Annotated in this window: 27 protein-coding genes; 4 read left to right on the top strand and 23 right to left on the bottom strand. The window is 64.1% G+C overall.

Annotated features, from left to right (window positions below):
• Window positions 1-66: 66 nt before the first annotated feature.
• From AB0L82_RS17905 to glf, 9 genes are all read right to left on the bottom strand, one after another.
• Window positions 67-1,077, bottom strand: a complete 1,011-nt coding sequence (locus AB0L82_RS17905; protein WP_364637119.1) for an alpha/beta hydrolase family protein — start codon at window positions 1,075-1,077, stop codon at window positions 67-69.
• Between the two features lie 204 nt (window positions 1,078-1,281).
• Window positions 1,282-2,328: an alpha/beta hydrolase family protein gene (locus AB0L82_RS17900; protein ID WP_364637117.1), complete on the bottom strand. Its 1,047-nt coding sequence runs from the start codon at window positions 2,326-2,328 to the stop codon at window positions 1,282-1,284.
• Between the two features lie 250 nt (window positions 2,329-2,578).
• On the bottom strand, window positions 2,579-3,673 hold the full coding sequence (locus AB0L82_RS17895; protein WP_364637115.1) for an alpha/beta hydrolase family protein: 1,095 nt from the start codon (window positions 3,671-3,673) through the stop codon (window positions 2,579-2,581).
• Between the two features lie 235 nt (window positions 3,674-3,908).
• On the bottom strand, window positions 3,909-4,937 hold the full coding sequence (locus AB0L82_RS17890; protein ID WP_364637113.1) for an alpha/beta hydrolase family protein: 1,029 nt from the start codon (window positions 4,935-4,937) through the stop codon (window positions 3,909-3,911).
• A gap of 271 nt (window positions 4,938-5,208) precedes the next feature.
• Window positions 5,209-7,164 carry a flagellar motor control protein ZomB gene (gene zomB / locus AB0L82_RS17885; protein ID WP_364637960.1) on the bottom strand — a complete coding sequence of 652 codons (1,956 nt, stop codon included), beginning with the start codon at window positions 7,162-7,164 and terminating at the stop codon, window positions 5,209-5,211.
• A 46-nt stretch (window positions 7,165-7,210) separates the two neighbouring features.
• Window positions 7,211-8,158 (bottom strand): decaprenyl-phosphate phosphoribosyltransferase, encoded by a 948-nt coding sequence (locus tag AB0L82_RS17880; protein ID WP_364637111.1) that lies wholly within the window; start codon window positions 8,156-8,158, stop codon window positions 7,211-7,213.
• 29 nt (window positions 8,159-8,187) lie between these two features.
• The gene (locus AB0L82_RS17875; protein WP_364637108.1) at window positions 8,188-8,763 is read right to left on the bottom strand and encodes a phosphatase PAP2 family protein; all 576 of its coding nucleotides are present in this window, start codon (window positions 8,761-8,763) and stop codon (window positions 8,188-8,190) included.
• Entirely contained in the window at window positions 8,760-10,703 is a 1,944-nt protein-coding gene (locus tag AB0L82_RS17870) for a glycosyltransferase (RefSeq protein WP_364637106.1), read from the bottom strand. Before AB0L82_RS17870 ends, AB0L82_RS17875 begins: the two co-directional genes overlap by 4 nt.
• Window positions 10,700-11,896 (bottom strand): UDP-galactopyranose mutase, encoded by a 1,197-nt coding sequence (gene glf, locus AB0L82_RS17865; protein ID WP_364637104.1) that lies wholly within the window; start codon window positions 11,894-11,896, stop codon window positions 10,700-10,702. The genes AB0L82_RS17870 and glf overlap by 4 nt, the downstream gene beginning before the upstream one ends.
• A 270-nt stretch (window positions 11,897-12,166) precedes the next feature.
• Here glf and AB0L82_RS17860 point away from each other — a divergent pair, with 270 nt between their 5' ends.
• A complete protein-coding gene (locus AB0L82_RS17860; protein WP_364637102.1) occupies window positions 12,167-13,387 on the top strand; it encodes a hypothetical protein in 1,221 nt (406 codons plus the stop codon).
• Between the two features lie 18 nt (window positions 13,388-13,405).
• On the opposite strand, the gene AB0L82_RS17855 is transcribed toward AB0L82_RS17860, so the two are convergent.
• Window positions 13,406-14,050: a hypothetical protein gene (locus AB0L82_RS17855; RefSeq protein WP_364637100.1), complete on the bottom strand. Its 645-nt coding sequence runs from the start codon at window positions 14,048-14,050 to the stop codon at window positions 13,406-13,408.
• A 137-nt stretch (window positions 14,051-14,187) separates the two neighbouring features.
• Complete coding sequence (locus tag AB0L82_RS17850; RefSeq protein ID WP_364637098.1) at window positions 14,188-14,943, bottom strand: MerR family transcriptional regulator; 756 nt, start codon at window positions 14,941-14,943, stop codon at window positions 14,188-14,190.
• 181 nt (window positions 14,944-15,124) lie between these two features.
• On the opposite strand from AB0L82_RS17850, the gene AB0L82_RS17845 reads away from it, so the two are divergent.
• Entirely contained in the window at window positions 15,125-15,856 is a 732-nt protein-coding gene (locus AB0L82_RS17845; RefSeq protein WP_364637096.1) for a S1 family peptidase, read from the top strand.
• 63 nt (window positions 15,857-15,919) lie between these two features.
• Here AB0L82_RS17845 and AB0L82_RS17840 read toward each other — a convergent pair whose 3' ends face one another.
• Both AB0L82_RS17840 and AB0L82_RS17835 read right to left on the bottom strand, forming a co-directional pair.
• Window positions 15,920-16,558, bottom strand: a complete 639-nt coding sequence (locus tag AB0L82_RS17840; RefSeq protein WP_364637094.1) for an NAD(P)H-binding protein — start codon at window positions 16,556-16,558, stop codon at window positions 15,920-15,922.
• A 29-nt stretch (window positions 16,559-16,587) separates the two neighbouring features.
• Window positions 16,588-17,514, bottom strand: coding sequence for an EamA family transporter (locus AB0L82_RS17835; protein ID WP_364637092.1), 927 nt, complete (start codon window positions 17,512-17,514; stop codon window positions 16,588-16,590).
• 103 nt (window positions 17,515-17,617) lie between these two features.
• Here AB0L82_RS17835 and AB0L82_RS17830 point away from each other — a divergent pair, with 103 nt between their 5' ends.
• Window positions 17,618-18,118, top strand: a complete 501-nt coding sequence (locus tag AB0L82_RS17830) for a MarR family transcriptional regulator (protein WP_364637090.1) — start codon at window positions 17,618-17,620, stop codon at window positions 18,116-18,118.
• A 45-nt stretch (window positions 18,119-18,163) separates the two neighbouring features.
• On the opposite strand, the gene AB0L82_RS17825 is transcribed toward AB0L82_RS17830, so the two are convergent.
• Window positions 18,164-18,361 (bottom strand): hypothetical protein, encoded by a 198-nt coding sequence (locus AB0L82_RS17825; protein ID WP_364637088.1) that lies wholly within the window; start codon window positions 18,359-18,361, stop codon window positions 18,164-18,166.
• 262 nt (window positions 18,362-18,623) lie between these two features.
• Between AB0L82_RS17825 and AB0L82_RS17820 the strand changes: the two genes are divergently transcribed.
• Window positions 18,624-19,340: a helix-turn-helix domain-containing protein gene (locus tag AB0L82_RS17820; protein ID WP_364637086.1), complete on the top strand. Its 717-nt coding sequence runs from the start codon at window positions 18,624-18,626 to the stop codon at window positions 19,338-19,340.
• A 9-nt stretch (window positions 19,341-19,349) separates the two neighbouring features.
• On the opposite strand, the gene AB0L82_RS17815 is transcribed toward AB0L82_RS17820, so the two are convergent.
• The 9 genes from AB0L82_RS17815 to AB0L82_RS17775 form a co-directional block, all read right to left on the bottom strand.
• On the bottom strand, window positions 19,350-19,910 hold the full coding sequence (locus AB0L82_RS17815; RefSeq protein ID WP_364637084.1) for a hypothetical protein: 561 nt from the start codon (window positions 19,908-19,910) through the stop codon (window positions 19,350-19,352).
• Between the two features lie 323 nt (window positions 19,911-20,233).
• A complete protein-coding gene (locus AB0L82_RS17810) occupies window positions 20,234-20,464 on the bottom strand; it encodes a hypothetical protein (protein WP_364637082.1) in 231 nt (76 codons plus the stop codon).
• Between the two features lie 49 nt (window positions 20,465-20,513).
• A complete protein-coding gene (locus AB0L82_RS17805) occupies window positions 20,514-20,792 on the bottom strand; it encodes a hypothetical protein (protein ID WP_364637080.1) in 279 nt (92 codons plus the stop codon).
• Between the two features lie 211 nt (window positions 20,793-21,003).
• Window positions 21,004-21,495 (bottom strand): hypothetical protein, encoded by a 492-nt coding sequence (locus AB0L82_RS17800; protein ID WP_364637078.1) that lies wholly within the window; start codon window positions 21,493-21,495, stop codon window positions 21,004-21,006.
• Complete coding sequence (locus AB0L82_RS17795; RefSeq protein ID WP_364637076.1) at window positions 21,492-23,594, bottom strand: hypothetical protein; 2,103 nt, start codon at window positions 23,592-23,594, stop codon at window positions 21,492-21,494. The genes AB0L82_RS17800 and AB0L82_RS17795 overlap by 4 nt, the downstream gene beginning before the upstream one ends.
• Before the next feature lie 236 nt (window positions 23,595-23,830).
• The gene (locus tag AB0L82_RS17790) at window positions 23,831-24,019 is read right to left on the bottom strand and encodes a hypothetical protein (RefSeq protein ID WP_364637074.1); all 189 of its coding nucleotides are present in this window, start codon (window positions 24,017-24,019) and stop codon (window positions 23,831-23,833) included.
• 9 nt (window positions 24,020-24,028) lie between these two features.
• Entirely contained in the window at window positions 24,029-24,787 is a 759-nt protein-coding gene (locus AB0L82_RS17785; RefSeq protein WP_364637072.1) for an N-acetylmuramoyl-L-alanine amidase, read from the bottom strand.
• 21 nt (window positions 24,788-24,808) lie between these two features.
• Entirely contained in the window at window positions 24,809-25,252 is a 444-nt protein-coding gene (locus AB0L82_RS17780) for a hypothetical protein (RefSeq protein WP_364637070.1), read from the bottom strand.
• A complete protein-coding gene (locus AB0L82_RS17775) occupies window positions 25,252-26,550 on the bottom strand; it encodes a hypothetical protein (RefSeq protein ID WP_364637068.1) in 1,299 nt (432 codons plus the stop codon). The genes AB0L82_RS17780 and AB0L82_RS17775 overlap by 1 nt, the downstream gene beginning before the upstream one ends.
• Window positions 26,551-26,564 lie beyond the last annotated feature (14 nt).

Genomic DNA, 26,564 nt, shown 5'->3' with positions numbered 1-26,564 from the left:
CGTAATCGTGCGGTGACCTTATCGCGAATCATCAGTGATGTCGCGGCAACAGGAAAATCCTTACGGTCAGCCGATGTTCGCGCTCAGATCGGGCAGCATCTTGTAGACCTGGTCCTCCCAGTACTTCCAGCTGTGCACACCTTCGGGGGTGTAGTCGAACACCGCATTGCTGGGACCGAGTGAGTCCATACGGGCTTGGAACGCACGGGTATTCGCCAGTGCGACAGTCTCCAGACCCGCCGCATTCGTCAGGTTGTAAGCATCCAGTGGCGAGTTCACCGCATCGCGCGCACTCGGCCGGCCGTTACCTGTGGATATCCACAATCGGGTGCCATTGGCCCGCAGCTGCGGTGCGAACACGAAAGGATCGTTGCGAAGCCACAATTCGCTCCACGGCGGTCCCCACATGGAGTCGATGTTGAAGCCGCCCGCATCCAGCAGCGCCAGCCGCAGCGCCTCGCGCATACCCGGCGCGGAAATATTCAGATATCCGGAATATGAAGCGGCATAGCGGAACTGATCGGGATGATAGGCCGCCATCACCAGCGCCGCACTCCCACCCATGGACAGACCGAATACGCCGTTCCCGTTCGGATTGAAACCGAGCCGGTCGCGCAGCGCATAGCGCAGATCGCGGGTGAGGAAGGTTTCCCAGTTGTAGGCGGTGGCCTGGCCGTTGGTATTGCTGGGCGCCATCCAGTCCGAGTAGAAGCTGGACTGGCCGCCGATCGGCATCACCACATTGATATTCCAGGCGGTCAGCACCCGCTCGACCTCGGTGTCGATCTCCCAGCCGGACAGGTCGTTTCGGGCGCGCAGGCCGTCCAGGGCGTACACCACGCGCTGGGTATTGCCGTCGGCCGCGCGGAAGACGCGGGATTTGATCGGGCCCATGCTGGAGTCGACCCAGAAGTCCTGTCCGCCCGGATCGAAGCTCGCGGCCGCCGGGGCCGCCGCGGGGCCCAGGGCGACCATCCAGGGCAGTGCGAGCGCCATCGCAAGACCGGCGACCGAACGGCGCAGGAAGGTGCGGCCGTGCCGAACCTGGACCGAGCCGAGTGTCCGAACAGACCTCATCGATTCGCCTTTCACCGCGATCGCCGTTGACCACAACAGAAATGGAGAAGCGTTCGCTCCTCTATATGCGGTTATTCGGAGCGGACCGATGCGAAAACGGCCAGGAGACCGAATTGTGACTAGATCGACTCTTCAGGCAAAAATGCGAAAAGCCCCCCACCCAGATTGGGTAGGGGGCTTGGTATTACAACCCTTTTGTGAGGGTTACCCGATATTCGCCGACATGTCCGGAATCATGCGGTACGCCTCGTCCTGCCAGTTGGTCCACGCGTGCAGACCGGCGGGAGGGAAGGAATACACCACATTTCGCGCGCCGAGCGTATCCATCCGGATCTGGAAGGCGCGAGTATTGGCCAGCGCCAACGCCTCCAGCGGCGAACCACGTACCAGTCGATCGGCGGCCGCGCCCAGCGGAATATCCAGATCCTGCGGCATCGGCGTACCACTGCCCGCCGCGATCCACAGCCTGGTGTTGTTCGCGATCAGCGTGGGCGCGAAAACGAACGGATCCATCCGCAGCCAGCGATCGCCCCACGGCGGCGCCATCGAATCGACGTTGTAGCCACCCGCGTCGATCATGGCGGCGCGAATCAGCTCGCGCATACCCGGCGCGGAAATATTCAGATAGCCCGAATACGAACCGGCATAACTGAACTGGTCCGGGTGATAGGCCGCCAACGTCAGTGCGGCCGAACCGCCCATGGACAGGCCGAACACGCCATTGCGATAGGGGTTGAACCCCAACCGGTCTCGCAGCGCCCAGCGCAGCTGATCGGTCAGGAAGGTCTCCCAGTCGTACCGGTAGCTCTTGCCCGGACCGCCGCCCAGCGCCTCGGTGGCACCGGAACCGGTGTTGGCCGCCGAGGATCCCGCGCCCGCCGGGATGCCGAAGAACGAGCTCGGCGAATTCCAGTCCGCGTAGAAGCTGGACTCACCGCCGACCGGCATCACCACATTGATATTCCAGGCCGCCAGGATCTCCGGAACGTTGGTGTCGTTCTCCCACCCGTTCAACAGCTCGGTGGCGCGCTGACCGTCCAGCGCGTAGACCACCCGATTGGTATTGCCGTCCGCGGCGCGCAGCACCCGCGTCTTGATCGGCCCCATCACCGGAGAGTCCACCCAGAAGTCGAAAGCCGCCGGGTTGAAAGCCGCCGTGGCGGGCGGAGTTCCGAGCACCGTCACGCCCAATGGCAGCAGCAGCGCGGTGGCCAAGCCCAGCACCACCCGTTTGAAGCCTCTAACCCGCATCGACCTAGCCCTCTCGTTGGAGCAGAACCGAGCTTGCAGACGTACTGAACAGATCATCAGCGATGCGACGCCCTAAACGGCTGACCCGACCGGCGTGTTACGGAGAAGACCGCCCAGTCCCTGGTGGGCGACCAACCGAAACGAAACGGCCCCCGCCCTATTGGGCGGGGGCCGTGCTGCGCTCACGGGCTCGGAGAACCCCTCGACTACCGGGGTTTCAGGGGGACCCCTGAGAGCTACGAGAGTTGTCCTATCCGATGTTGTTCGACAGGTCCGGGATCATCCGGTAGACCTCGGAGGCCCAGTTCTGCCAGTTGTGCACACCGGTGGCCGGGAAGTCGTACGTCACGTTGCTCGCGCCGATGGAGAGCATCCGCGCCTGGAAGGCTCGGGTGTTCACCAGCGCCAGCGCCTCCAGCGGCATGCCCTGGATGACCGACATGAACGAGGTCACGTCACCCGCGCCGGGAATGGCGCTGGCCGCGGATACCCACAGCCGGGTGTTGTTGTTCTTGAGCAGCGGCGCGAATACGAACGGATCCATCCGCAGCCACTGCGGGCTCCACGGCAGCGCCATCGAGTCGATGTTGTAGCCACCGGCGTCGACCATGGCCAGGCGCAGCGCCTCACGCATACCGGGTGCGGACACGTTCAGGTAGCCGGAGAACGAACCGGCGAAGCTGAACTGATCCGGGTGGTAGGCGGCCAGCGTCAGCGCGGCCGAACCGCCCATGGACAGACCGAACACACCGTTGCGGGTGGCGCGGAAGCCGAGCCGGTCACGCAGCGCGTTGCGCAGGTCCTGGGTCAGGAAGGTCTCCCAGGTGTAGCGGTAGCTCTTGCCAGGTCCACCGGCCATGAGCTGGAAAGCGCCGGAGCCCGAGGACGATCCGGACGCGGAGCCCGAGGAGGACAGCGAACCGGAGCCGGTGCCGCCGGGGACGCCGAAGAAGGTGCTGGGCGCGGCCCAGTCGGCGTAGAACGAGGATTCACCGCCGACGGGCATGACGACATTGATATTCGCGGCGGTCAGCGCCCGCGCCACATCGGTGTCGTTCTCCCAGCCGTTGAGGATGTCCTGGGCGCGCATACCGTCGAGCGCGTAGACCACGCGATCGGTATTGCCGTCGGCCGCGCGGAAGACGCGGGTCTTGATCGGCCCCATACCGGCCGACGAGTCGACCCAGAAGTCGAACGCGGACGGATCGAAGGCCGCGTTGGCGGTTCCCGTCACTCCTGCCGCCGACACCCCGAACGGCACCAGCAGTGCCAAGGCCACGCCGACCGCGGACCGCTTCACCCAACCGCCGCTCGATCTCCGACGTCTCTCCTGCGCGCCTCGCATCATCAGGTCCTTTTCATATCGTTCGTCTCCACCGTGCATCGCGGAGCACGGTGGGCGTCTCGGGGAGCCTATCGCCCCATGGCTAACCGAGCGTTATCGGAATGAGATATATGTGACCCGGACCACTCCGTCGGGCTTTTATGGTCTGGACCAGCACATTGATACAACAAGGGGCACAAAAACGCCCGCTGTGCGCGCACTGCGGAGTTGCTGTGAATGTGACCCGGCAATCGCATCAGCCGATATTGGCCGACAGATCGGGGATGAGGCGAAGCATCTCGCTCTCCCAGTTCTTCCAATTGTGCACACCCACCGCCGGGAAGTCGTAGGTCACGTTCTTCCCGCCGATGCTGTTGAATCGAGTCTGAAATGACTTGGTGCCCACCAGCGCAATGGCTTCGATGCCCATGCCCTGAACGGTCGAGGCATTGATGGCATCGGCCGAGGACGGCAGGCCGCTGCCCGCGGAGATGAACAGTCTTGTGTTGTTGGCCTTCAACTTCGGCGCGAAGGTGTACGGATCGATGTGCTGCCACCGGGCGTCCTTGGCGGTGGCCAATGCGTCGATGTTATAGCCGCCCGCGTCGAGCATGGCGACCCGGACCGCGTCCCGCATACCGGACATGGACAGATTGAGCGCGCCGGACAGCGATGCGGCATAGGAGAATTGGCTCGGATAGTAGGCGGCCAGGGTGAGCGCGGAACTGCCGCTCATGGAGAGTCCGACCACGCCGTTGCGAGTGCTGCTGAAGCCCAGGCGATCTCGCAGCGCGGCGGGCAGGTTCTGGCTGAGGAAGGTTTCCCACCGGTATGCGGTGGTTTTGCCCGGTCCGCCCGCGAGCGCCTGTGCCGCACCGGATCCGGTGCCGGACAGGGTGCCCGCCGGAATGCCCAGGAAGGTGCTGGGCGAGGTCCAGTCGGCGTAGAAACTGGACATGCCGCCGACCGGCATGACGACATTGATATTGGCGGCGGTCAGGGCCTGTACGGCGGTGGTCTCGATTTCCCAGCCGTTCAGATCGTCGCGGGCGCGCATACCGTCGAGTGCGTAAACCACTCGGTTGGTATTGCCGTCGGCAGCCCGGAACACGCGGGATTTGATGGGGCCCATGGTCGAATCGACATAGAAGTCCATACCGGCCGGATCGAAGGCGGCCCGCGCCTGCGGTGCGAGTCCCGTATCGGCCATCGGCACCCCGAGCGATAGCAAGGCCGCCACAGCCGATGCCGACGCGGAAAGCTTGAGCAGGTCACGCCTTCCCATGTCCGGAATCCGCTGCGCCCCACCCACAGTCAAGCCTCGCATCCGAGCGGCCTCTCATCAGTATTGCGACAAACGTTGCGACACATACCAAGATGATTCGCGACGAACGTGTCCGTGGATGCTATCGCGGAACACACCCCTCGGTGTTACCAAACCGAGATGAGATATCGGTTTGCTATCCCGAATCGGACACAACGGCGGCGGTCCTGTGTTAATGGACCGCCGCCGTGGGTGTTTCGTGAATTTTGCCGGGAGTTACTCCCGGTCCTCGCTATTTCTGCGGCGAGGGGTACGGATCGACCAGACCGCACCGTTCGATCTCGTACTTGGGCACCCGATCGATCCGGTATTTCGAGAAGCCGAGCGACTGCGCCACATTGTGCCGCCAACGCTCGAAGGTCAGCGGTGACCGCGAGGACGCCAGCAGATCCTGGGTGGCCGGGCAGCTCAGCGCGACCCGCGCCTGCGCCACCCATTTGTCGTCCATGTACCAGGGCAGCCACGGATGCCGATCCACCATGCCCGCGTCCACCACGACCCAGTCCGGGTAGAGGTTCTTGTCATGGCCGATGCGGCCGTCCTCGAGCCGTTCGGTATGCGCCGCAAGCGGATACGCCAGCCCCATCTGATCGATGACGCGCACGCTCAGCGGAACGTTCATGCTGGTCATGCCGAGATTCAGGAAGAACACGGTATGTCCGTTGCCTTCCGGGGCGATGGGCTCCGGCGGCGGTGCGATGTACCAGAACATGAAGGACGGCGAATTCAGCAGCAGGCCGCCGTCGGGGGTGTTGGCGATATCGCGGACCATGGCGCGCATGCGCGGATAGTCCAGATAGTCCTCGGCGCGGATCGGATGATCGTGACCGGTATTGAGGACGTAGTAGATCCGCTCGTCCACGATGCCGGTGGAGCTGATCTTGGTTCCGGTGGTGATGGCGGTGGTGTTGGCCGCGAACAGCGCCCAGCCCGCCGTACCCAGGAATCCGGCCAGCACCACCACGAAAGCCCAATCCCGGCGGCGCATTTCGCGGGTACCGGCGAACAGGCCACGCGGTATCCGAATCGGCAGCACGGCCACCGGCAGGATGAGGCAGAACAGCTGCGGCAGCAGCATGCGGCCGTGCATGAAGTCGCCGCCGACGCGGATCTCGTAGACGGTCAGCAGCAGACCACTGCCGACCATGAGCGCGACCACGGCGGCGGGGGTGTGCAGCCACACGCTGAAGCGGTGAATCCGAGTGCGCCAGCTCTTGTCCGGCGTTCCGGCCGTCTCGCCGTCATCGACGGAGTGCCGCCCGGTCTCGTCGTCGGCGCGTCCCGACCACACCGCGAACGCCGCGGCGACCGCGAGCAGCGCCAGCGGAATCAACAGCCAGTACGGTCCGGCGAAATTCCACAGGTAGACGAAACCCTGCTTCCACTTCGCGCCGCCCGCGTCCTTGGCCACGGCCGTATTCGGGTACGGCAGACCGTAATAGCCCATCCGCCACACCTGGTAGACGATCGGCACCAGCCCCGCGACCGCGACGATGAGCGCGCGGAACACGATCGGCCGCAGCCGGGTCTCGGGCAGCGGCGCGCAGAAGATCATCAGCAGCGCCAGCGCACCCACCAGGGTCATCTCCGGGCGGATCAGCGGCGCCAGCCCGGCGAAGAACACCAGGCCGAAAAACCCTGGCAGCCGGACCCGTTCGGCCTGACTCCAGCGAATCAGCAAGTACCACAGCACCGCCAGATAGGCGATGACCAGGCTGGACTCCAGACCCGAGGTGGCGTAATCGCGGGCCGGGGGCACCGCGATGTAGACCAGCGCACCGGCCGGAAGCAACAGCGCCGATCCGGTGCCGCCCCACAACCGGGCCGCACCGAGCATGGCGAAGACGATGGCCAGCACCGACAGCGTGAGCGCGATGCCGAGCACCACGTACTCCAGCCGCAGATCGGTCAGCCAGCTGAAGAACCAGACCAGATAGGTCCAGGCGGTGCTGGTGTTGGTTTCGACGCGTTCACCCGCATTGAATACCGGGCCGTTGCCCGCCATCAGGTTTCGCACCGTGCGCAGCACGATGAGGCCGTCATCGGCGATCCAGCGCCGCTGCCAGCCTCCGGCCGCGAATAGGGTCGCGGTCAGCACGATCCCACCGACGAAAACGGTGCGGGATAGTCGCGAGAATCTGCGCGCGGACGGATCCGTCGCACGCCGATGGGCGCGCCCGAGCGGCAATTGTGCCGTAGGCGCGCCCCCCTCTCGCTCTTCTCCCTCTACCACGTCAGGTGAGATAGACAGCGACACCTACCGCTCCGATCCAGGCGATTGCGAGGAACTGGAGGACCCGGTCCCCCAGGGCGATCTCTTCGGGTTCACCGGCTTCGCCGCCGTCCACATCCACCGCGTAGCGCAGGACCGCGATGGTGAACGGGATCATCGAGATCGCGAACCAATCGGTGTCCTTGACCCGGCCCTGTTCGAACGCCCACAGCCCGTAGAACACGACCACCGCGGTGGCCGAGACGGTCCAGACGAAACGCAGGTAGGTCGCGGTGTAGTACTGCAGCGACTTGCGGATCTTCGCGCCGGTGTCGAGCGCGATCTTCAACTCCGCATAGCGCTTTCCGGCCGCCATGAACAGCGAGCCGAACGCCATGATGAGCAGGAACCATTGGGACAGCTTGATATCCGCGGCCGCGCCGCCGGCCACCGCGCGCAGCAGGAAGCCGGAGGAGACGATGCAGATATCGAGCACGGCCTGATGCTTGAGGCCGAAGCAGTAGGCGAGCTGGATGGCGATGTACACCGACATCACCACGGCCAGATGCCAGGACGCGAGGAACGAACCCGCGATGGACGCCACCAGCAGCACCGCGGACAGGCCGTAGGCCAGATTCACCGGCACCACACCGGCGGCGATGGGCCGGTAGCGCTTGGTCGGGTGGGCCCGGTCGGCCTCCACGTCCAGCGCGTCGTTGACCAGGTAGATACCCGAGGCCGCCATACAGAACACCACGAACGCGATGGCGACGTGGCCGAGCACGGACGCGTCGGTGAGCACCAGATCACCGGCCGCGGTCTTGCCCGCGGCCAGCGGTGCGGCGAGCACCAGCACGTTCTTGACCCATTGACGCGGGCGCATGGCCTTGATCAGGCCGCCGCCCAGCGTCTTCGGCGGTCCCTTGACGACCGCCTCGTCCAGCTCGGTGCTGGTCGGCTCTTCGCTCATGTCAACAAGGGCTCTTTCTTCCTGCGCGGTCACTTCGCGAGTCTCTTTTCGGCGGCAAGCACTACAGCGGCTGATGCGGCGCCCAGCGCGGAACCGGCGAGCACGTCGGATGGGTAATGCACCCCGAGGACGACCCGGGACAGCAGCATCGGCGGGACGAGCACCGCGGGCAAGGGTAACCCGGTGAGCCTGCCGAGCAACACAGCCGCTGCCGTCGTTGAGGTCGCGTGCGAGGACGGGAAGCTCAGCTTGCTCGGCGTCGACACGTTGACCTGCACGGATGGATCATTCGGGCGCGGACGGCGAACAACCCGCTTGATCACCACGGAGGCGGCGTGCGCACCGAACGCGCCGACGGCGACCCCGGCCCATTCGCGGCGGCGCGGCTTGTCCACGAGCGCGCCGACCGCGGCGATGCCGATCCAGCCGAGCGAATGCTCACCGAAATGCGACATTCCGCGCGCGGCCTTGATGACCGCCGGATTGCGGCCGATGGTGCCCTGCACCAGGTTCAGGATCTTCACCTCGGGCGGGGCGGCCGGAGCCGGAGCGTCCGGAACCACATGCAATCCGCGGTCGGACTCGGCGGCCTGGCTGGCTGTCATTTGCTCCCGTTCCCTGAGTTGTCGATCCCGAAGGTGTTCTCCCACGCGGACTTACTGGTGAGATGCGAATGCGCCGCACGATACTGCTCGCGCACCTCGGGGAAGCGCTCGGCCAGCTCCTTGCGCAGGCGCATGGCCTCCTTGAAGAGTTCGGCGGCCTTGCGCGGATCGCGCTTGCGGTAGACGACGCCGCGGCCGTCGGCGGTGGTGACGGTGACGCCGTCCACCTGGGACAGCAGGAACCAGCGCGCGTCCAGGGTGGGGACGTTCAGCTGCGGGGTCTCGTGGTGCGCGGTGTTGGCCTTGCGGAAGTTGTGCAGCACGCCCTTGCCGAGCCGGACGATCTTGGCGAGCGGGTTGCCCGGCTCACCGACCGCACCGACCTCGGCGCGGCTGGCCATCGGCAGCTCGGTCGAGGAGGGCACGACCACCGCGTCCGGGTATTCCTTGCGCATGGCGTGCACCTTGCCGAGCGCGGTCGGCAGCAGTTCGAACAGCTTGTCCGGACCGGCGAGGTAGTCGCGGATCGCCTCGTTCTGAATGGCGACCGTCGAATATTCCAGGCACAGCAGGTGTTTCAGCGTCGCCTTGATGGTGTTGATGACCATCGGACGGCCGTCGTTGGGCAGGTGCAGCGAGGCGACCACCAGGCGATTGCGCAGGTGGAAGTACGCCTGCCAGTCGATGGCGTCGTCCTTGTCGCTCCACGCCATATGCCAGACGGCCGCACCCGGCAGGGTGACGGTCGGGTAACCGTGTTCCCTTGCGCGCAAACCGTATTCGGCATCGTCCCACTTGAGGAACAGCGGCAGCGGCTGCCCGAGCTCCTCGGCGACCTGACGCGGGATGACGCAGGTCCACCAGCCGTTGAAGTCCACGTCGATGCGGCGGTGCAGCAACTTGGAGTTGTCGCGGTCGCTGAGCGGGTTCTTCGAGAAGTCGTGGTCGTACTCGACATTCGGGGCCGCGGTCCACATGAAGATGGACCGATCCACGATCTCGCCCATGACGTGCAGATGCGAGCGTTCCTGCAGGTTGAGCATCTGCCCACCGGTCAGGATGGGGGACTTGGCGAATCGCGAGAACGCGAGCGCGCGCAGAATGCTGTCCGGCTCGATCTCGATGTCATCGTCCATGTAGACGATGTACTCGGCATCGGTGGTCTTGAGCGCTTCGTACATGACGCGGCTGTAGCCACCGGACCCGCCCAGGTTGGGCTGGTTGTGGATGGCGAGCCGATCACCGAGGGGCCGTGCGGCTTCGGCGAATCCGGGCTCGTCGACCACCTTGCGAGTGCCCTGATCGGGAATGATGACGGCCTTGATCTTCGCCATCACCAGCGGGTCGCTGCCAAGGGCGGCAATGGTTTTCACCGCGTCGGTGGGCCGGTTGAAGGTAGGCATGCCGACCGCGATCGAGCCCTCGCCCGGCGCTTCCATCGGCGCGTACCAGCCGCCGCTGCGCATTTCGACGTGGGTGTCGGTGGTGATGTCGAACCAGATCCAGCCGCCGTCCTCGAACGGGCCCAGATCCACCTCGAATTCGACGAGCGCGGCCGCGGCCGCGCCGTCACCGGGCGTGCTGAACTCGTCGCCCTGAACGTGGATGCGGGAGCCGTCCGCCTTGGAGCGGTAGACGTCCACGCGGCCGTGGCCGGACAACTCCAGTTGCAGCACCACCGATTCCAGTACGCTCCAGCGCCGCCAGTAACTGGCCGGGACCGCGTTGAAGTAGGTGCAGAACGACACCTCGGATTCCGCGCCGATGGCCAGCGCGGTACGCGTGATGGCGTGTGCGCGACGGGCATTGGTCTCGGATTCCTCGAGGTACAGCTTGCGCACATCGAGGGGCTCACCCGGCCGCGGCAGGATGATGCGTTGCAGCAGCGAGATAGCGCGGGTCTCGGTGGTCATCTCTTCCAGCGTCGCTTGTGCGGTCATTCGGCGGTGTCCACCAGGGGTGCGCCGGACTCCAGGTGCGGGCGCAGCACATTGTCGAACATGCTGAGCGCGGCGCCGATGGCCATATGCATGTCCAGGTACTGGTAGGTGCCCAGGCGTCCACCGAAAAGCACCTTGGCGGAAGCGGTTTCGGCCTTGGCGCGCTCGCGGTAGGCGAGCACCTTGGCGCGGTCCTCGGGGGTGTTGATCGGGTAGTACGGTTCATCGCCGGTCTGGGCGAAGCGCGAGTATTCGCGCATGATGACCGTCTTGTCCGTGGGGTAGTCGCGCTCGGGGTGGAAGTGGCGCGGCTCGATGATGCGGGTGTAGGACACATCGCCGTCGTTGTAGTTCATCACCGAGGTGCCCTGGAAGTCACCGGTTTCCAAGACCTCGGTCTCGAAATCGATGGTGCGCCAGCCGAGTTCGCCTTCGGCGTAGTCGAAGTAGGCGTCCAGCGGTCCGGTGTAGACGACCGGGGCGTCCGGGTTCTGCGCGCGGATCTCGTCGCGGACGTCGAACCAGTCGGTGTCGACGCGCACCTCGATGAGATCGCTCTCGGCCATCTTGGTCAGCCAGGCGGTGTACCCGTCCTTGGGCAGACCCTCGTAGGCGTCGTTGAAGTACCGGTTGTCGAAGTTGTAGCGCACGGGCAGTCGGGTGATATTGCCGGCGGGCAGGTTCTTGGGATCGGTCTGCCACTGCTTGGCGGTGTAGTCGCGAATGAACGCCTCGTAGAGGGGGCGGCCGATCAGGGAGATCGCCTTCTCCTCGAGATTGGCGGCGTTCTTGGTGTCGATTTCGGCGGCCTGCTCGGCGATCAGCGCGCGGGCTTCCTGCGGGCTGAAGTAGCGGCCGTAGAACTGGGAGATCAGGCCCAGTCCCATCGGGAATTGGTAGGCCTGGCCCTTGTGCAGTGCGAAGACGCGGTGCTGATAGCCGGTGAACTCGGTGAACTGATTCACGTAGTCCCACACCCGCTTGTTGGAGGTGTGGAAAAGGTGGGCACCGTACTTGTGGATTTCGATGCCGGTCTCAGGCTCCGCCTCCGAATAGGCGTTACCACCCAGGTGGTAACGGCGTTCGACCACCAGGACCCGCTTGCCCAGCAGGTTGGCGGTGCGTTCGGCGATGGTCAGCCCGAAGAAGCCGGAGCCGACGACGATGAGATCGAAGGGGGATGCGACGGTCACGGGAGCCCAGCGTAGTGGAAGAAGGTATTGCCGTGCGTGGGCTCCGGTATGCGGGGTTCGGGGGGCTCCGAGGATACGACCGAAATGGGCGGTGGTCATCCCGGTGATCGGGATGGGTTGTCGAGGTATTTGCTCAATATTCACCGAAGTAGGGACAGACGCTTCATGAGCGCTGTATTACATACGCACCAGACTGAACGCCCGTCCAGTTTGTTGCCGTGAGCGCATCAGCGGCCGTGCCCATACGCTCGACCCGGAAGACCTATCCACATGCGGTTTCATCGCCTCGCCCCCTTCGTGGGCGCACTCACCCTCTCGGCCATAGTGGGCACCGCCGCCCTGATTCCGGCCGCCGCTCCGGCGCACGCCGATACCGAAACCCTCGCGACCATGCCGGTCGCGCAATCCCCCGGCCTGTGTGGCAACGGCGCGGCAAGCTTCGACGACATCGTCACCAATGCCGCCACCGCGATCCGCACCGTCGTTCCCGCAGGTCAGCTGACCGCATTCGATCAGCAGGTGAATGATTTCCGGCAGACCATCGCCGATGTCCATGTGCACCGGCGCGGACTGCCCAGCAGCCCGGTGGGCGCGGGCGACCGGCTCGAATTCCTCGATGATCCGATCGTGTCCTACCTGGTCAACAGCCTTGACGCGATCCGCACCGGCACCATCGACAAGACGGTCTCGCTCTCCCAGGTGACCGTCGCCGATGTGGTCGAGGTGTTCATCCTCGGCACCCGCATCGTGAAGATTCCGGCGCAGCTGGCCGCCAGCCTGGTCCCGACCGCGGGCTTCATTCTCAAGCCGATCGTCGGCGCGATCTTCAACGGCGTGAAATCCCTGGCCCGTGCCGTACAGGCGCAGCTGGTGCGAAACTGCGACGCGCCCAACGCCTATGAGAAGTTGCGGCTGGAACTGCCGGATGAGCACATCGCCGTGCCGCAGCCGCTGCTGGATCTGGCGAACCAGCTGGTCAAGGCCGACGGCGCCTGCACCCCGCTGGCCGAACTCAAGACCTCCGATCTGGTCGAGCGTTCGCGCGCCTTCCTGACCCGGACCGCCGGACTGCCGGTCGATCCCGCCGCCGTACAGGCCAATGCCGATGCGCTGCAAGGGTTCCTGCGGGACAACCGGGTCGCGGACATCGTCACCATGCGGCGCGTCGAACAGCTCGGCCCGCTGGTGAACGCCATGGACTACGGCCCGCTGACGTTCCTGGCGAACCTCGGTTTCGACATCTACGAGGGCAAGGCGCTCAATACGGTCTCGCTGGCGGATGTGCAGGTGGAGAACGCCTTCGATCTGATCACGCTGACCCTGGACACCACCAGCCTGCTCATCACCGTGGGCAGCACCATCGCCGGTTTCACCGGTGTGGCCTCCACCATCACCACCCCGCTGGGCATCGCGCAGACCCTCGCGTTCGCACCGACCACGTACGGTATGCCGATCCTGCGCGGCGTCATGCAGTCCATGTGCGCCGCTTGATCATTCAGGCGTGCTCATTCAGGCGTAGGGGTAGGGCATATAGCCCTGCGGGATCGCCGGCGGCGGATTCTTCCCCGCGGCGATCCAGCGACCGGTGGGCGGCACCGCGGCGAGCATGAGGATCAGCAGGCCGATCGCGAGCCCGATGAGATCGGGGCTCTCCGGGCTCTCGGCCAGGCCGACGAGGCCGCCGATCAGCGCGATCGAGGTGATGGCGATCAGCATGACGCGCCCGGCCGTCTTACGGGCGAGCAGTAGTAGCGCGGCGACGAACCACAGCACGCCCATCACCAGGACGAGGACCCCCAGGCCGATCGCGACGGTGACGTCGTCGTCGAACGATGAGCTCTCGTAGTCCGTGTTGTAGTGGCTCGATCCGAACGTCGCGCCGATGAGAATGATGCCGAGGCCGGCCAGTCCGGCCAGCACCGCGACGAGGATCGACAGCACCGCGGCGGCAATGGCGGTCGCGCCACTGGGCGGCGGCTGATAGCCGGGATATCCCGGCTGTGGATACGCGTAACCCTGTTGGGGATAACCCGGTTGGGGATAAGCGGGCTGTGCATAACCCGGTTGCTGATAGGTCGGCTGTGGATATCCCGGCTGCTCATATCCGGGCTCCCCCTGCCACGGATTCTCCGGCGGCCCGTACGGATAACTCATGGTCCCTCCCCATTTCGATGGCGGGAACTCTACCGCGCGGCACCGACACCGGCGATGCCATATTCGGTGCGTGTGACCCGGAAAGCGGCAACCCCTTCCGATGCCATGACACCGAAAGGGGTTGCGGTATTACCTGATTACAGTCGCGCGGCGGCATACGCGACCATCGCGTCCCGGACGAACTCGGTGGTGCCGGCGCCGTGCCGGTCGTAGTTCTCCGCGAATCGCGGGTCCGCGACATACATTTCACCGAGATTGGTGAAGTACTCCGCGTTCGGCCGCTTACCCTGCCAGCCGATGGTCACCCAGTCGAAGTGGCGCTGCACGATGGCCTGCACCTCCGCGCTGTCGACCGTCAGCCCGGCGGCGCGCGCCCGGCCGTAATCGGCGGCGATATCGAGGTGGGCCCGCATATGCGCCTTCTGCTCGGCGTCGCTCATGGACCGCCACCAGCGATCGCCGCTCTCCCAGGCGTCCTTTCCCCACCTCTCGATGACCTCGTCCTTGTACTTGCTGTTGTCGAATCCGTCGAACACTTCGTCAGCCATGAGTGGCTCACCCGCTTCCGTTTTCCGCAATGTGGTGTGCACCGAGGCGATTTGCCGTGCGATCCGGTCCTGCTCCTGTTTCAGCAATTCCAGATGTGTCCGCAATGCGGCGGCGGTGTCCTTCTCCCCCGCGAGCACTTCACCAATGGCCGGTAATCCCAGTCCGAGCTCGCGAAGCAGCAGGATCCGCTGCAATCGAACGAGTGATTCCTGGCCGTAATAGCGATACCCATTGGTCCCCACCCGGGTCGGCGTCAGCAGCCCGAGCTCACCGTAATGCCGCAGTGTGCGACTGGTGGTCCCGGCGGCTTTGGCCAGATCCTGGATAGACCATTCGGTAGCCATCCCGTCCTCCCTCGTTCACCTCGATGAATTCAGCATGCAAGTTGACGTAGCGTCAAGGTCAAGCCTAAGTCAGGAACGAACTTGCTTCAGTGATCCGGCGCATGACACGATCGCCCGGCGTGATGGCGGAGACCGGTATTCATCGCGTCGCTCGAATTCTTTTCCGGGGGATGAGGAATCAATGAAGGTAACGGGCCGCGCCCGAATGCTGTCCTGGGCTGCCGCGGTCGTGACCGCGCTGAGCGCCTCCGTGCTGTTCACCGGGACGGCCGACGCCGCTCCCCCGGTGACGCTCGGCGGGGGCTCGGGCATCTATGTCGAGCAGCTCGACGATCCGAACAGTACGGCCGACTGCACGCTCACCACCATCGGTTACGACCGGGACGGCCGGCTGGTCGGGATCACCGCCGGGCACTGCGGTGAGGTCGGCGCGCGGATCGCCGCCGAATACACCCGCAGCGGTGGCATCGGCGTCATCGCCGAGAAGAGCGCCGGAAATGACTGGGCTGTAATCGTTTTCGACGCGGCGCGGGTCAATCCCACCAAGCAGGTGGCGCAGTCGGTGATCAATACCGTCGGCGCTCCGCCGAATGTCGGTGACATCCCGTGCAAGAACGGCCGCACCACCGGGTACACCTGCGGACCGGTCTGGCAGTCCACGCCGAACTGGTTCCGCAGCCAGGTGTGCGCCAACCACGGTGACTCCGGCGCGCCGGTGATCATGGGTGATCGCCTGGTCGGAATGGTCGTCGCCGGAACGGATTTCGACGCCGGGCCGATCTCGATCGAACTGCCCGCCTGCAAGGGCGCCGGTGACCTGATCCACGAGCCGGAACTGTCCACCACCATTTCCATGGTGCTGGCCGATATCAACCGGCACGGCGGCGCGGGCGCGGGCTTCCGCCCGTTCTGATCGCCACCTGACGAAGCGCGGCCCCCGGTTCACCACCGGGGGCCGCGCTTTCGTTGAAAGACTTCAGTATCCGGCGGTGAAGCGGATGCGGTGATGCTTGGGGTTCTCGGCCTCGTCGAGGAGGACGACCGCGAGGTCTTCCATCGAGATCGCCGAATTGCCTTCGCCATCCTGGAGGAGTTCGCCCGCGCCGATCCGGTAACTGCCCGTGCGCTCGCCCGGTTCGAGCACGGCTGAGGGGCTGACGTAGACCCAGTCGACCTCGGTGTCGGCCTGCTGGAAGACGGCCAGCTGGTCATTGCAGGCGGTGGCGATCGGCATGAGTTCGGCGGGAAAGTCGGGCTGCTCGGTGAGGATGGCATCGGTGCCGGGGACGATCAGGCTGCCCGCACCGCCGACGACCAGCAGTCGAATATCGCTGTCCGCCAATGCTTCCAGAAGCGCCGCCGCCACTTTCGGCAGCTGCGGTTCGTCGCCGATACCGGGCCGGGTCGCGCTGATCACCAGATCGCTTCCGGCGACGGCGGCTTTGATGTCCTCGGGATCGGTCGCGTCACCCGCGATGACGGTTGCCTCGTCGGGCAGTCCGCGCACCTTGCCGGGATCGCGGGAGACAGCGGTGACCTGGTGGCCGCGCTGGATCGCCTCGGCGACGACCCGGCTGCCGACTCCGCCGGTGGCTCCGAAAACGGTGATACGCATGACTTCTGAACTCCTTCGAGGAATGGTGATCAGGCCGCGACGCGCGCGGTTTCCTTGACCGGTTCGGTGACGGGCTTGGGGGTGGTGGCGGTCTGCCCGAGCAGGGTGCCGCCCAGTGCGATGGCCATGCCGAGCACCTGCAGCGGTGCGAGCGACTGCCCGAGGGCGAGCCAGCCGATGACAGCGGCCGAGAGCGGGCTCAGCAGTCCGAGGAACGCGACCGAGGTGGCATTGGCGCGGGCCAGGCCGCGGAACCAAATGGCGTATGCCAGAGCGGTTCCGATGATTACGAGGTACAGGTAGCCGCCGATGGCGCGACCGTCCAGCGCGGGCGGCATGCCTTCGACGAGGAATGCGATCGGTACCAGCACGAGCCCACCGGCGATGAGTTGCCAGGCGGTCATGGCGAGCGGCTTGACGCCCTCCGGGCGACCCCAGCGCTTGGTCATGACGGTGCCCGCCGCCATGGAGGCCGCGCCGCCGAGTCCCGCGATGATCCCGATGGTGTCGAGTGCGGCGGTGGCGCGCAACACCACCAGCGCGACGCCCGCCATACCGATCACCGCCGCGAGCAGCTTGCGGAGCGTGAGCCGCTCGTTCAGGGCCAGCGCCGCGAATCCGAGCGCGATCAGCGGTGCGGCCGCGCCCAGCACCGCGGCCACGCCGCCCGGCAGCCGGTAGGCCGCCAGGAACAGCAGCGGCATGAACGCGCCCATGTTCAGCAGGCCGAGAATCCCTGCCTTCCAGACCCATTCGCCGTGCGGCAACTTGCGGGTGATGGCGAGCAGCAGCAGTCCGGCGGGCAGCACGCGCACGAGCGCGGTGAACATGGGCCGGTCCGGCGGCAGGAATTCGGTGGTTATCGCATACGTGGAGCCCCACACCAGCGGGGCGAGCCCGGTCAGAGCCAGGGTCGCGGCGGTTCCGGTGACGCTGGGGCGGGTCACGATGGTCATCTCTAGCTCCTCATTGATAATCTCAACGTTGAAATAAAACCACTGAGATACCTCAGCGTCAAGTATCTTCACGTTGAGATTATTTCCATCGAGAGGAGCGCCGGTGCCCGACGCCGTCGACCAGATCACCGCCGCCTGGCGAGAAGTACGCCCCGACGTGGACGTTTCCCCCATGGAGATCGTGGCCCGCATCAACCGGCTGTCCCACCTGCTGGAGCGCGAACTGGCCGAGTTCTTCCGCGGTCACGGCCTCGAGTTCTGGGAATTCGACGTCCTGGCCACCCTCCGCCGCTCCAACGACCCCCGCGGCCTGACCGCGGGGGCGTTGAACAAGGCCGCCATGCGCACCTCCGGCGCCATCACCAACCGCATCGACCGCCTCACCGCCAAGGGCCTGGTAGCCCGCATCCCCGACCCCGACGACCGCCGCGCCATCCGCGTAAACCTCACCCCCGAGGGCCTGGCCCTCGTCGACAAGGTTCTCCCCCTCCATATGGTCAACGAGGAACGCCTCCTGTCAGCCCTCTCCCCCACCGACCGCGACCACCTCAACCCCCTCCTCCGCACCCTCGCAATCTCCCTCGGCGACACCTCCCTCACCTGAGACACACCAAAAAGGGCGGCACTCCCATCGGAGTACCGCCCTGATTCACGTTCCCGCATCACCGCATTCACAAGGTCGCCCGCTCGCCGCCGCATGACACGGAAGCAGTTCCGCCACTTCTTGTTTCATCACCGATGCAATAAGAATGAGCTCATCGAGTCGAAAAGATTCCGGCGCGTCGAGCCGGTCGCCGAGCAGCCATTCCGGCAGCCCACTCCATTCGGCAAGCTCCGCGACACTCACCCCCGTCTCACTCATTGCGCGCCCAACCCTCTTACCGACACATTTGCCCATCCAGTCCACCCGGACCGCCTCCCACTCGAGCCACAACGTGCAGCTCGAGCCCTCGCCCATGAAGACACGTGCCACCACATCAGTTGCTGTTCGAACATATGTTCTATTATCTGAGAACACACGACGCGAGGTCAACAACCGCCGTCCACACAATCCGTCCGAGGACCCCATATCGATTAACCGTCATCCCCCAATAGACAGGTGAGACCCGTTGTCCGGCAACCCATTCGGCGCCTACATTCGCCTACAGCGAACGGCATCCGGCCTGACCCGAGAACAACTCGCCGCCCGAGTCAACATTTCGGTCTCCCTCATCGAGAAAATCGAACTGGGTTCCCGCCCCACAACCCTCAACACCCTGAAAACCCTCTTCGACGGGCTGGACGTCCCACCCTTACACCGCCGCCACATCCTCAACCTGAGCCTCCCCGGCGTCCTGAACCACCCCGCGGACACCATCCCCGACCCAACCCCCGACGACCTGGCCGACCTAGCCAGCCTCCCCCACCCCGCAGGCTTCCTCCTGATCCCGAGGTTCACCCTGGTAGCGGTCAACGAGGCTTACCGCACCCTGTTCCCCGGAATCACCAACGGCACCAACCTCATCGAGTGGCTCCTACTCGACCCGACCGCCCGCTCCACCGTCGTCGACTGGCACGGAGAAGCCCACCGCCTGGTCTACGGCCTCCGAATCCTCACCCCCACCCCCGATTCCCACACCACCGAACTCATCACCCGCTGCCGCCAGTCCCCCGAATGGGATCACCTCTGGACCACAGCCCTCCCACCCCAATCCCTCTTCCACGACCACATAGAAATCCGCGATCCCTCGAACAACAAAGCGCGCCAACTGAATACGCGCCTATACAGCCCCGAGTTCCCCGACCGCCCCTGGTGGCTCCACCGCCTCATCCCGATCCGGGAATGAGCCCGAAACCTAGTCCCAGCGATAGCGGAACGCCTCCCACCTATCCTCGGCTCGCCCCGCCGCCCGGTCGTCGACAATGCGTTGCTTCCTAGCGACGATGTCGTCAACAACGCGCTCGAAACCCTCGCTCACCGACCCACAATGCATAACTCGCCCCGACTCCATCACTTCCCACACCGCCGGATCCGCATCCGCGAGATCAGCCCCATCGATAACGAGAAAGCTGTACCCACCGGCCTCGGAAATCACCAGCAAATTCGCCACATCCCGTATCGAATGCTCCCCCGCCAGCGCCAGCCCAGCCACCGCCATCTCCTTCGTCTCCGCATCCGGCCCCCGAATCCCGAACACGGTCCCCGCATAAACCGCACCCCCCTGCCTCCCCAAGATCCGCATCACCTCCCGAAACGCCGCCGGAACAACCCCCACCCCTTGCCCCGCCGCCCACCCATCGATCTCGACATCCGTTGCCCCCTCAACCAATTCACCCCTAAACCCGACGACCAACGCCCGCTGGAATGCCGCCCTGATCCGCTCCGCCGCGTCCAGCTCATCCGCTTGCCTACTCATCCCGCCGACCAGTCTCCAGCCATCAGATCGCAGTACCCCGATTCTTGAAAGTCGAACTGTCACCGAATTAAGTGCGAAGAATACGTATCACCTCATTGGTGATAACCGTGAACCATGCGGTAACGGAATCCCAACGCTTCTCAAGTTTATAGTTTCCACACAAATCCCAGACCGGAGGGTTCGGTTGACTCAAATCAGATCCATCAATTATCGAAAAGGCTTCACCTTCATATACAGAGATGACCAGCTCCCCTGCGGATCAGTTATCTTGGCATTCTGAGGAGGCAAACCACCCAGGAGCTCCAACGCCAGGGACTTATCGCTCACATGAAGGCCCCTGGTCCGACAGCGCCAGCTGCAAGACAGTACAGTCCGGGTTGAACTCCGATAAGCGCAAACACTGAGCGTACGGCCGATGGAACCGCCGGAGCCCCTTGCTCAGCGGCCAGCACATCAATATCTTCGTCGTACGCGCCCATCATCTGACTGGTCTGCATACCAGCGCGTACCGCAGTCGCGAAGATGCTTTGAATCTTCCGTTCCAGCTCATCCACTATTACTCCTCATCAGCGCCGGCACCCCCGGAACCACTTTCATCGACCATCAGATTGCGGTGCCCCGGTTCTCGAAGGCGGGCACGATCAAACGCTCATCCAGTTCCTGACACCGACACCGCCATGCGAATTCATCAGCGGTGCTGGGGCTCGCAACAAACCTATCGAACTCAGACTCGTCGAGTTCGTAGTATTCCGAATAGTCCACTCGCCCATTGGAAACCGGTATGGACAGGTAACGCTTGCCCGAGTTCCTCTCGGTGCCGATCGAGAAGAACATCTCACGACTCACGAAGACATCTTCGAAATCGACTTCATCCCAGTTCATTGCGGTCAGAGCTCAGCATCCTCGGGATCCAATCCCATCTGCTCCATCATTCTCGTGTGGGCTTCCACCCTCTGTGGGGGCTTCGAGTTCAGCTCGCATAGGAGTTCCAGTTCCACGCCCAGCAGGTCAATTGAACCCACCTCCTCTGCGGCGCCGCCTGCAGACAGGAACGCTTGCGCGACCGATCAAGCACTCACCCAGCGTGTGGAATTTATTTGATCATACTTGGACGTATCCATACTGATGCCAACTCACCATCAGCGAAACCCAAGAGCGTGCCGGTAGCAATCTCACCAAGAAGATCGACGGATAGATCCACTCGTGCGATACATACCCATCCACTTGATTCGTCATACGATGTCGACCACTCTGTATTATCTCCTATTCGGATAGATACTCCAGGCAATAGGTCCGGCTCCGCATAAACCCTGACAATGGAAGGTAGAGCACCAACAGGATCGAGACGCTCTGCTATCCAGTTCGTGTTGGAATGCAATCCCCAAGCATACAATGCTCGACGTGATTCGATATCGACCTCGATTTGCAAGTAGACAATCGCGATCGATGTGACACCTTCCTTGCCGATCCATTGTCCCGCGCCAAAATCATCGAAAGATACATCGAATGAATGGTCCGTGACGCAATACTCAGGATTCAAAGGAACCGGGTCACCCGGAAGAACCTCAAACCGTACTACAGTCATTTCTCTCCTTCAAACATATAGTGCAGGATCTTCCCGGTCTCAGTATCGATTATAAGCTCATAATGTCCGGCACTCTTACCGAGTGATCCGAACACCTTCCACAACATAGCATTTGGCGTCCCCTGAGGATCCGGGACCGCCTTTGTCGAATCCAAGATCCATTGCGTAAATTCGCTAGACCGGAGAAATGGTCGCGCCGCATAGAGGTCCTTTCCATATTCTCTGATATGCTTCGCCGCTGCGTACGACCAGCTCAGTTCCCGTGCATTCAGACCCAGATTGTTGGCTGTTGACCCTCGAGCGACCGAATCGCCGCCTCTGCCGACTTGCAGAAAATCGAACTCAGCTGGATTTGGAACACTTCTATCGCCGAATCGAGGCAGGATATCGAGGCTCATGGGTTCGATGAGGGCCTCCGCTGGACTGAATCCAGAGATCGGGCCTTGATACAGCTGTATAACTGCTTCCTGATCAAGTACCGGATTCAGTGGCATGTGGTCACTAATGGGTAGATTAGAGGGCCTGATCTCGCGAGTCTTGGCGGCTAAATCCAAGGTCACTACGTCCGACGTCGGGGGAAATGTCGGGGGTACTTCAGGCCGTGGCCCAGTTAGGACTTCGATGCCTTTAGGCGCCGTCTTTACCGTGCCACTAGGACTGATTTCGAACGGCGATGGTGAAGGTTTCGCTGCAATGCCAACGTTTCGAGCTGGGAATGCTGCTTGCTGACTGTATGCTTCGAAGTCCTTCAAGAGTTGCTGGGTCTGTAGTTGGCGGGCGGCTTGGATTGCGTCGGTGGAGGATCCGATTGCGGCGAGTTCTGCCATGAACTCGGGGGCGGCTTTGCGTAGCAGACCTTTGACGACGGATGCCACGAGTTGGCCCGAGCCAGGGACTACCATGAGGATGTTGATGCCGAGCATTGCTGCGGCACCGGCGATTTCCCAGCCGCTGTGGTCGCCTTCATCGTGCGCTGCTTCCCATAGCGTTATCGCGGGGCCGACTGTCATGCCGACTAGGGCATCTTGGGCCATCTCGGTGAAGTCGACATCGCGACGGTTCATCCGGAGGAGTTCTTGCTGCAGCTGTTTGGCTGTGTATTGCGGTGGTGCAGCCCACCTCACGGGGCGGGTGGGATCGGTGAGGACCGGAATTCCCTTGTCACTCTTCAGGTAGCCCTCTACCGCGGGGTCATCCCATGGAATCCCGGCTTGCATCAGGCGCGCGATCGCGGCTTGCCGATCCAGCGTCTCCTGCTCGTTGCGGGGCTTGAAGTACGCCCACTTCAGGTCGACGAGTTGTTCGCTCGGCGTGTACCGAGCCGCCAATAGCCGGGCCCTGGCGGCTTCGTATCGGTAGATTGCGTCGGTGGCAGCTCCAGGGCCGACAAAGGGGGCTGGGCGACCTGCCAGGAAAATAGCCAGGTCCGCTGCGAACTGTTCTTCGCTGTAGTCGTATCCCTGCGCACCATAGTTACCGGTCCGGTAGGCGGGCTGCAGATCGGTGATCGCCTTGGGCACAACAGGCGAGACCGGGACAGTTGCTTGGGCGGTGACCGTGACCGGCTCCTTGTAGCCGGGAAGAGCCAACTCTGCCAACGTCTTCGGAGTCGAGGCAGCCGCAGGGTCCGGCTGCGGAGAAACCATCTGCTGGACCAACTGCTCAGCCGCCGATGGCGGCTCAGCGGGCTCCTTGTATCCCGGCATCGCGAGCTCCGCCAAGGTTTTTGGAGAGTCCGGCTGTGGGGCGGGGTTCACATACATCTGGTCGAGCAGGTTCGGCAGACCGCTGGTCGTGGCCGGTGCCGCCTGGTTGTTCGGCTGCGGATTCGGACTGGCCGGATTGACGGGTGCCGGTTGTGATTGCACCGGTGGTGCGGTGGGAATCGGCGGGGGGCTGGGTGGGGTGTAACCAGCGCGTCCGGTCGGCGGGCCCTCGATATCCGGCCTCATCGGCAAATAGGGAACGGGGCCCAGCGGGCCGCCAGGGGCGTACGGGTCGTTATGAATGCCAATTGGCTGCGCCTGCGAAATCGGCTGGCTTACAGCTGTTTCCGGTGTGTCCGTCATCAAGTCGTTGGCGTTGTGGATGCGAGCCAACCGCTGGACGGCACCTACACCGTCGCGGACGGGAATGTTGTGCACCTTGCGGGGGGGCCGCGGCGGTATCGACGGCGGCGATGGTGCTTGCGAGCCATGCGGATCGCGAGGTAACCCACGAGGGCGGACCAGGTGTTTCTGTCCAATTGCTAGACATCGATGCTGGGCCGCCTTTCGGGTTCGGACACAAAAAATCCCCATTCCGGGGGGAATGGGGAGTGACGGGGGCGCTGGGGTTACGCCTGTTTGCGTTTGAAGTTGTCCACCAGTGCTCGGGTGCCATTGATGCGTTTGACGCGGTGAGACGTGTCGCCCTGTGGAAGATTGTTGAAATTGAAGGTTCGGGAACGACTGGCGGCGGAAACGGAAGTCGCTGCTGCGCTGAAACTTCCGGGTTTCCAGGCCGGGACTGGGTTCGGCGTCATGGGGGACTCCTACTTCTCGAGCTTCTCCAGGCGGGTGAGGACTTCGGCTAGGGCGTCCACGAGGGTGCGGTTGCCGAGTTGGGGCCAGCCCGCGTATTCGGCGGTGTCACGCTGGTCCTTGCCGCACAGCTGTTCACGGATGTCTTTGACATCGCTGCTGATCGGGCCGCAGAACGAGGTGATGAAGTTCTGGATTTGGGTTACTTCGGCGGCGCTCATGGGGGCGTCCTCTCCGTCTATCAGGGCCTGGACATCGCGGCGGAAGGCGTCCATGTCGATGCCGGCGGGGTCGATTTTTCCTTCGGAGCTGTACTCGCGGTGGGCTACGCAGTCGTCGGCGTTGCGGCCGATGCGGCGCAGGATGGCGGCGCAGCCGCGTTTGTAGGCATCCAATTGCGCTGGGGTCCAGTCGGTTCCGTCGCCTCGGGAGACGGCTTCGATGCCGATTACGTAGTAGTTGGCGTTGTTGGTGGGCCAGCCGGGCCAGGAGCCGCGGCCGGCGTGCCAGCAGACGCCCGCGGCGATTACGCGGAAGGTGCCGTCCTTTTCCAGGACCAGTTGGGCCAGTGGGCCTTCCAGGTCGGGGCGGCCGTATTGGACAATGCGCCAGTCGTCGGGGCTGCCGCCGGCGGTGTGGTGGCAAAGGACGCCGCGGATGTCGGCGAAGTCGCCGTGGCCGCGGTCGCGCCAGCCTTCATGTTCGATGACTTTTAGGCCCGCGTCGCGTAGAACGTCGGCGAGCCATACCGGATCTCCGGTCCATGACATGGATGTGGCCTTTCTCCCGGATCAGTTGATTCGCACGAAAGTGGCAGCGCCCGTTTGGATGTTGGGCTCCCAGCCGGTCAACTGCGGATTGCAGTACGCCTGCACGGTCACCACGTCGCCGTCGGCAAGGTTGACAGTCGCTGTGGCGGTGAGGGTTCCGGAGGTTCCGTTCACCGATGGGCCAGGAGACCCTGCCGCCACACCGTTCACGAACAACCGTGCCTGCTGACTGTTGGTACTACTGCCGCCGCCAGAGAAAGGCAGCGACGCGGTCAGCACGGCGGCGGTATTGGCACCCTGACTACGCACACCGTTGCCGGAGAGCGTCGAACCAGGATATCCAGTGGTGTCGGCGGTCCAGTTGGTGATTTCCGCGTAACTCCCAGTCAGCTTTTGGGAGCTACCGCTTTTGGTCATGCCGGACGGGGCGAACGAACCTGCACCGGAGACAACGATCAGTGCCATCAGACGGTCACCGCCTTCAGACTGGCCTGGAGACCCTTGCCCGCCGGACTGTCGACGGTGGTGACGAAGACCGTCAACCGGTCACCCGCCGCGATAGCCCAGGGCCCGCCCGCTGTGACGACCGTGTCCGTGGCGTGAGCGGCGGCGGCAATGGTTGCCGAGGAACCGGCGAGCGTAGTTCCGTTCTTTCTCAGTTCGACAACCAGATTGCCGGTGCCCGCGGTTTCTCCGCGATATGTGATCGCGGAGATCGAGATGTTGCGTTCGATGCGCAGCCCTTCCGCCATCACATTGCCGGCACCCGCAGCGCGATTTCCGCTGTGCGACTTGAAGGTGAAGTCGTAGAACTGTCCGGCAGTGGTCGGCGTGCGCGAATCGGTCAGGCGTGAATCCGTGGTGGCGACGGCGGCTACTGCCGTGCGAACGGCGGTCGCATCGGCGGCGGTCAGTAGCGATCGCCCGATGGCTGTGGCATCGGAGATTTGGCTCGCGGTGTGCGTGTGCGCGACAGGGGTGCGCGCGTCGGAAAGCCGCGGATCGTCTCCGGCCGCAGCGGTACCCGAGGTGTTCCCGAGGGTGGCGGGGAAAGTGGTTGGCTTATTGGTGATTCCGACCCAGTCGGTCGTACCCGCCGTCCCTGCGGGTCCGCGCACCACGATGCCCTGGCCATTGGGCGTCCAGCCGCCGACGGCGTGGTAGACGTACAGCAGCCCGTCCGCCTTGACCACGTACTGCGCGCCCTCCTTGGGCGTGGCCGGGAGCAGCGCGTACGTGGCGACCTGTCCGTCGAACTGGATCCCGGTGCCGTGTTCACCGCGAGTGACGGCATTGCCGGGGCTCGCGGGCACCGGCGAGGCCAGCGTGAGATCGATCAGGCCGATCGCCCCGGCATCCGGGTTCGCGCTGTCCGCGCCCGGAAAGTACTCACCGACAGTGAAACTGAACGAATCCAGCGGAACGCTCTCACCGTCATAATTCAGATCGAACGACACCCGCCAGGTCCAGTTGCCCGGATTGGTGTCGGCACTCGGGGCGACGAGCCGGATACCGCGCTTACCGCGCCAGGTGAGATAACCGAATTCGTCCAGCTCGCACACGTAGTGGTTGGGCAGCTGTACGTAGGTGGCGGGTGCGGGCTGGCCGCCCGCCACCAGGATTTTCGGCGCGTCGGCGGTGAAGGTCAGAGTGCCTGCGAGCGGCGGGAATTCGGGCAGGTCACCGATATCGGGGCCGTCGGCGACATTGGCGAGGAATCGCCCGACAACCTTTCCGTACTTCAGCGGGGGCAGATCGGCCATGAGTGGATGCCTTT

This window comes from Nocardia sp. NPDC052001 (genome assembly GCF_040680615.1).
In the GTDB taxonomy this organism is placed as follows: domain Bacteria; phylum Actinomycetota; class Actinomycetes; order Mycobacteriales; family Mycobacteriaceae; genus Nocardia.
This window is presented reverse-complemented; position numbering and strand designations above follow the sequence as displayed.

Excerpts from the sequence above, each read along its gene's own strand:
- AB0L82_RS17905 (WP_364637119.1), bottom strand. The coding sequence starts at position 1,077 with ATGAGGTCTGTTCGGACACTCGGCTCGGTCCAGGTTCGGCACGGCCGC.
- AB0L82_RS17900 (WP_364637117.1), bottom strand. The coding sequence starts at position 2,328 with ATGCGGGTTAGAGGCTTCAAACGGGTGGTGCTGGGCTTGGCCACCGCG.
- AB0L82_RS17895 (WP_364637115.1), bottom strand. The coding sequence starts at position 3,673 with ATGCGAGGCGCGCAGGAGAGACGTCGGAGATCGAGCGGCGGTTGGGTG.
- AB0L82_RS17890 (WP_364637113.1), bottom strand. The coding sequence starts at position 4,937 with ATGGGAAGGCGTGACCTGCTCAAGCTTTCCGCGTCGGCATCGGCTGTG.
- AB0L82_RS17880 (WP_364637111.1), bottom strand. The coding sequence starts at position 8,158 with ATGAGCGAAGAGCCGACCAGCACCGAGCTGGACGAGGCGGTCGTCAAG.
- AB0L82_RS17875 (WP_364637108.1), bottom strand. The coding sequence starts at position 8,763 with ATGACAGCCAGCCAGGCCGCCGAGTCCGACCGCGGATTGCATGTGGTT.
- AB0L82_RS17870 (WP_364637106.1), bottom strand. The coding sequence starts at position 10,703 with ATGACCGCACAAGCGACGCTGGAAGAGATGACCACCGAGACCCGCGCT.
- AB0L82_RS17860 (WP_364637102.1), top strand. The coding sequence starts at position 12,167 with ATGCGGTTTCATCGCCTCGCCCCCTTCGTGGGCGCACTCACCCTCTCG.
- AB0L82_RS17855 (WP_364637100.1), bottom strand. The coding sequence starts at position 14,050 with ATGAGTTATCCGTACGGGCCGCCGGAGAATCCGTGGCAGGGGGAGCCC.
- AB0L82_RS17850 (WP_364637098.1), bottom strand. The coding sequence starts at position 14,943 with ATGGCTACCGAATGGTCTATCCAGGATCTGGCCAAAGCCGCCGGGACC.
- AB0L82_RS17845 (WP_364637096.1), top strand. The coding sequence starts at position 15,125 with ATGAAGGTAACGGGCCGCGCCCGAATGCTGTCCTGGGCTGCCGCGGTC.
- AB0L82_RS17840 (WP_364637094.1), bottom strand. The coding sequence starts at position 16,558 with ATGCGTATCACCGTTTTCGGAGCCACCGGCGGAGTCGGCAGCCGGGTC.
- AB0L82_RS17835 (WP_364637092.1), bottom strand. The coding sequence starts at position 17,514 with ATGACCATCGTGACCCGCCCCAGCGTCACCGGAACCGCCGCGACCCTG.
- AB0L82_RS17815 (WP_364637084.1), bottom strand. The coding sequence starts at position 19,910 with ATGAGTAGGCAAGCGGATGAGCTGGACGCGGCGGAGCGGATCAGGGCG.
- AB0L82_RS17805 (WP_364637080.1), bottom strand. The coding sequence starts at position 20,792 with ATGAACTGGGATGAAGTCGATTTCGAAGATGTCTTCGTGAGTCGTGAG.
- AB0L82_RS17800 (WP_364637078.1), bottom strand. The coding sequence starts at position 21,495 with ATGACTGTAGTACGGTTTGAGGTTCTTCCGGGTGACCCGGTTCCTTTG.
- AB0L82_RS17790 (WP_364637074.1), bottom strand. The coding sequence starts at position 24,019 with ATGACGCCGAACCCAGTCCCGGCCTGGAAACCCGGAAGTTTCAGCGCA.
- AB0L82_RS17785 (WP_364637072.1), bottom strand. The coding sequence starts at position 24,787 with ATGTCATGGACCGGAGATCCGGTATGGCTCGCCGACGTTCTACGCGAC.
- AB0L82_RS17780 (WP_364637070.1), bottom strand. The coding sequence starts at position 25,252 with ATGGCACTGATCGTTGTCTCCGGTGCAGGTTCGTTCGCCCCGTCCGGC.
- AB0L82_RS17775 (WP_364637068.1), bottom strand. The coding sequence starts at position 26,550 with ATGGCCGATCTGCCCCCGCTGAAGTACGGAAAGGTTGTCGGGCGATTC.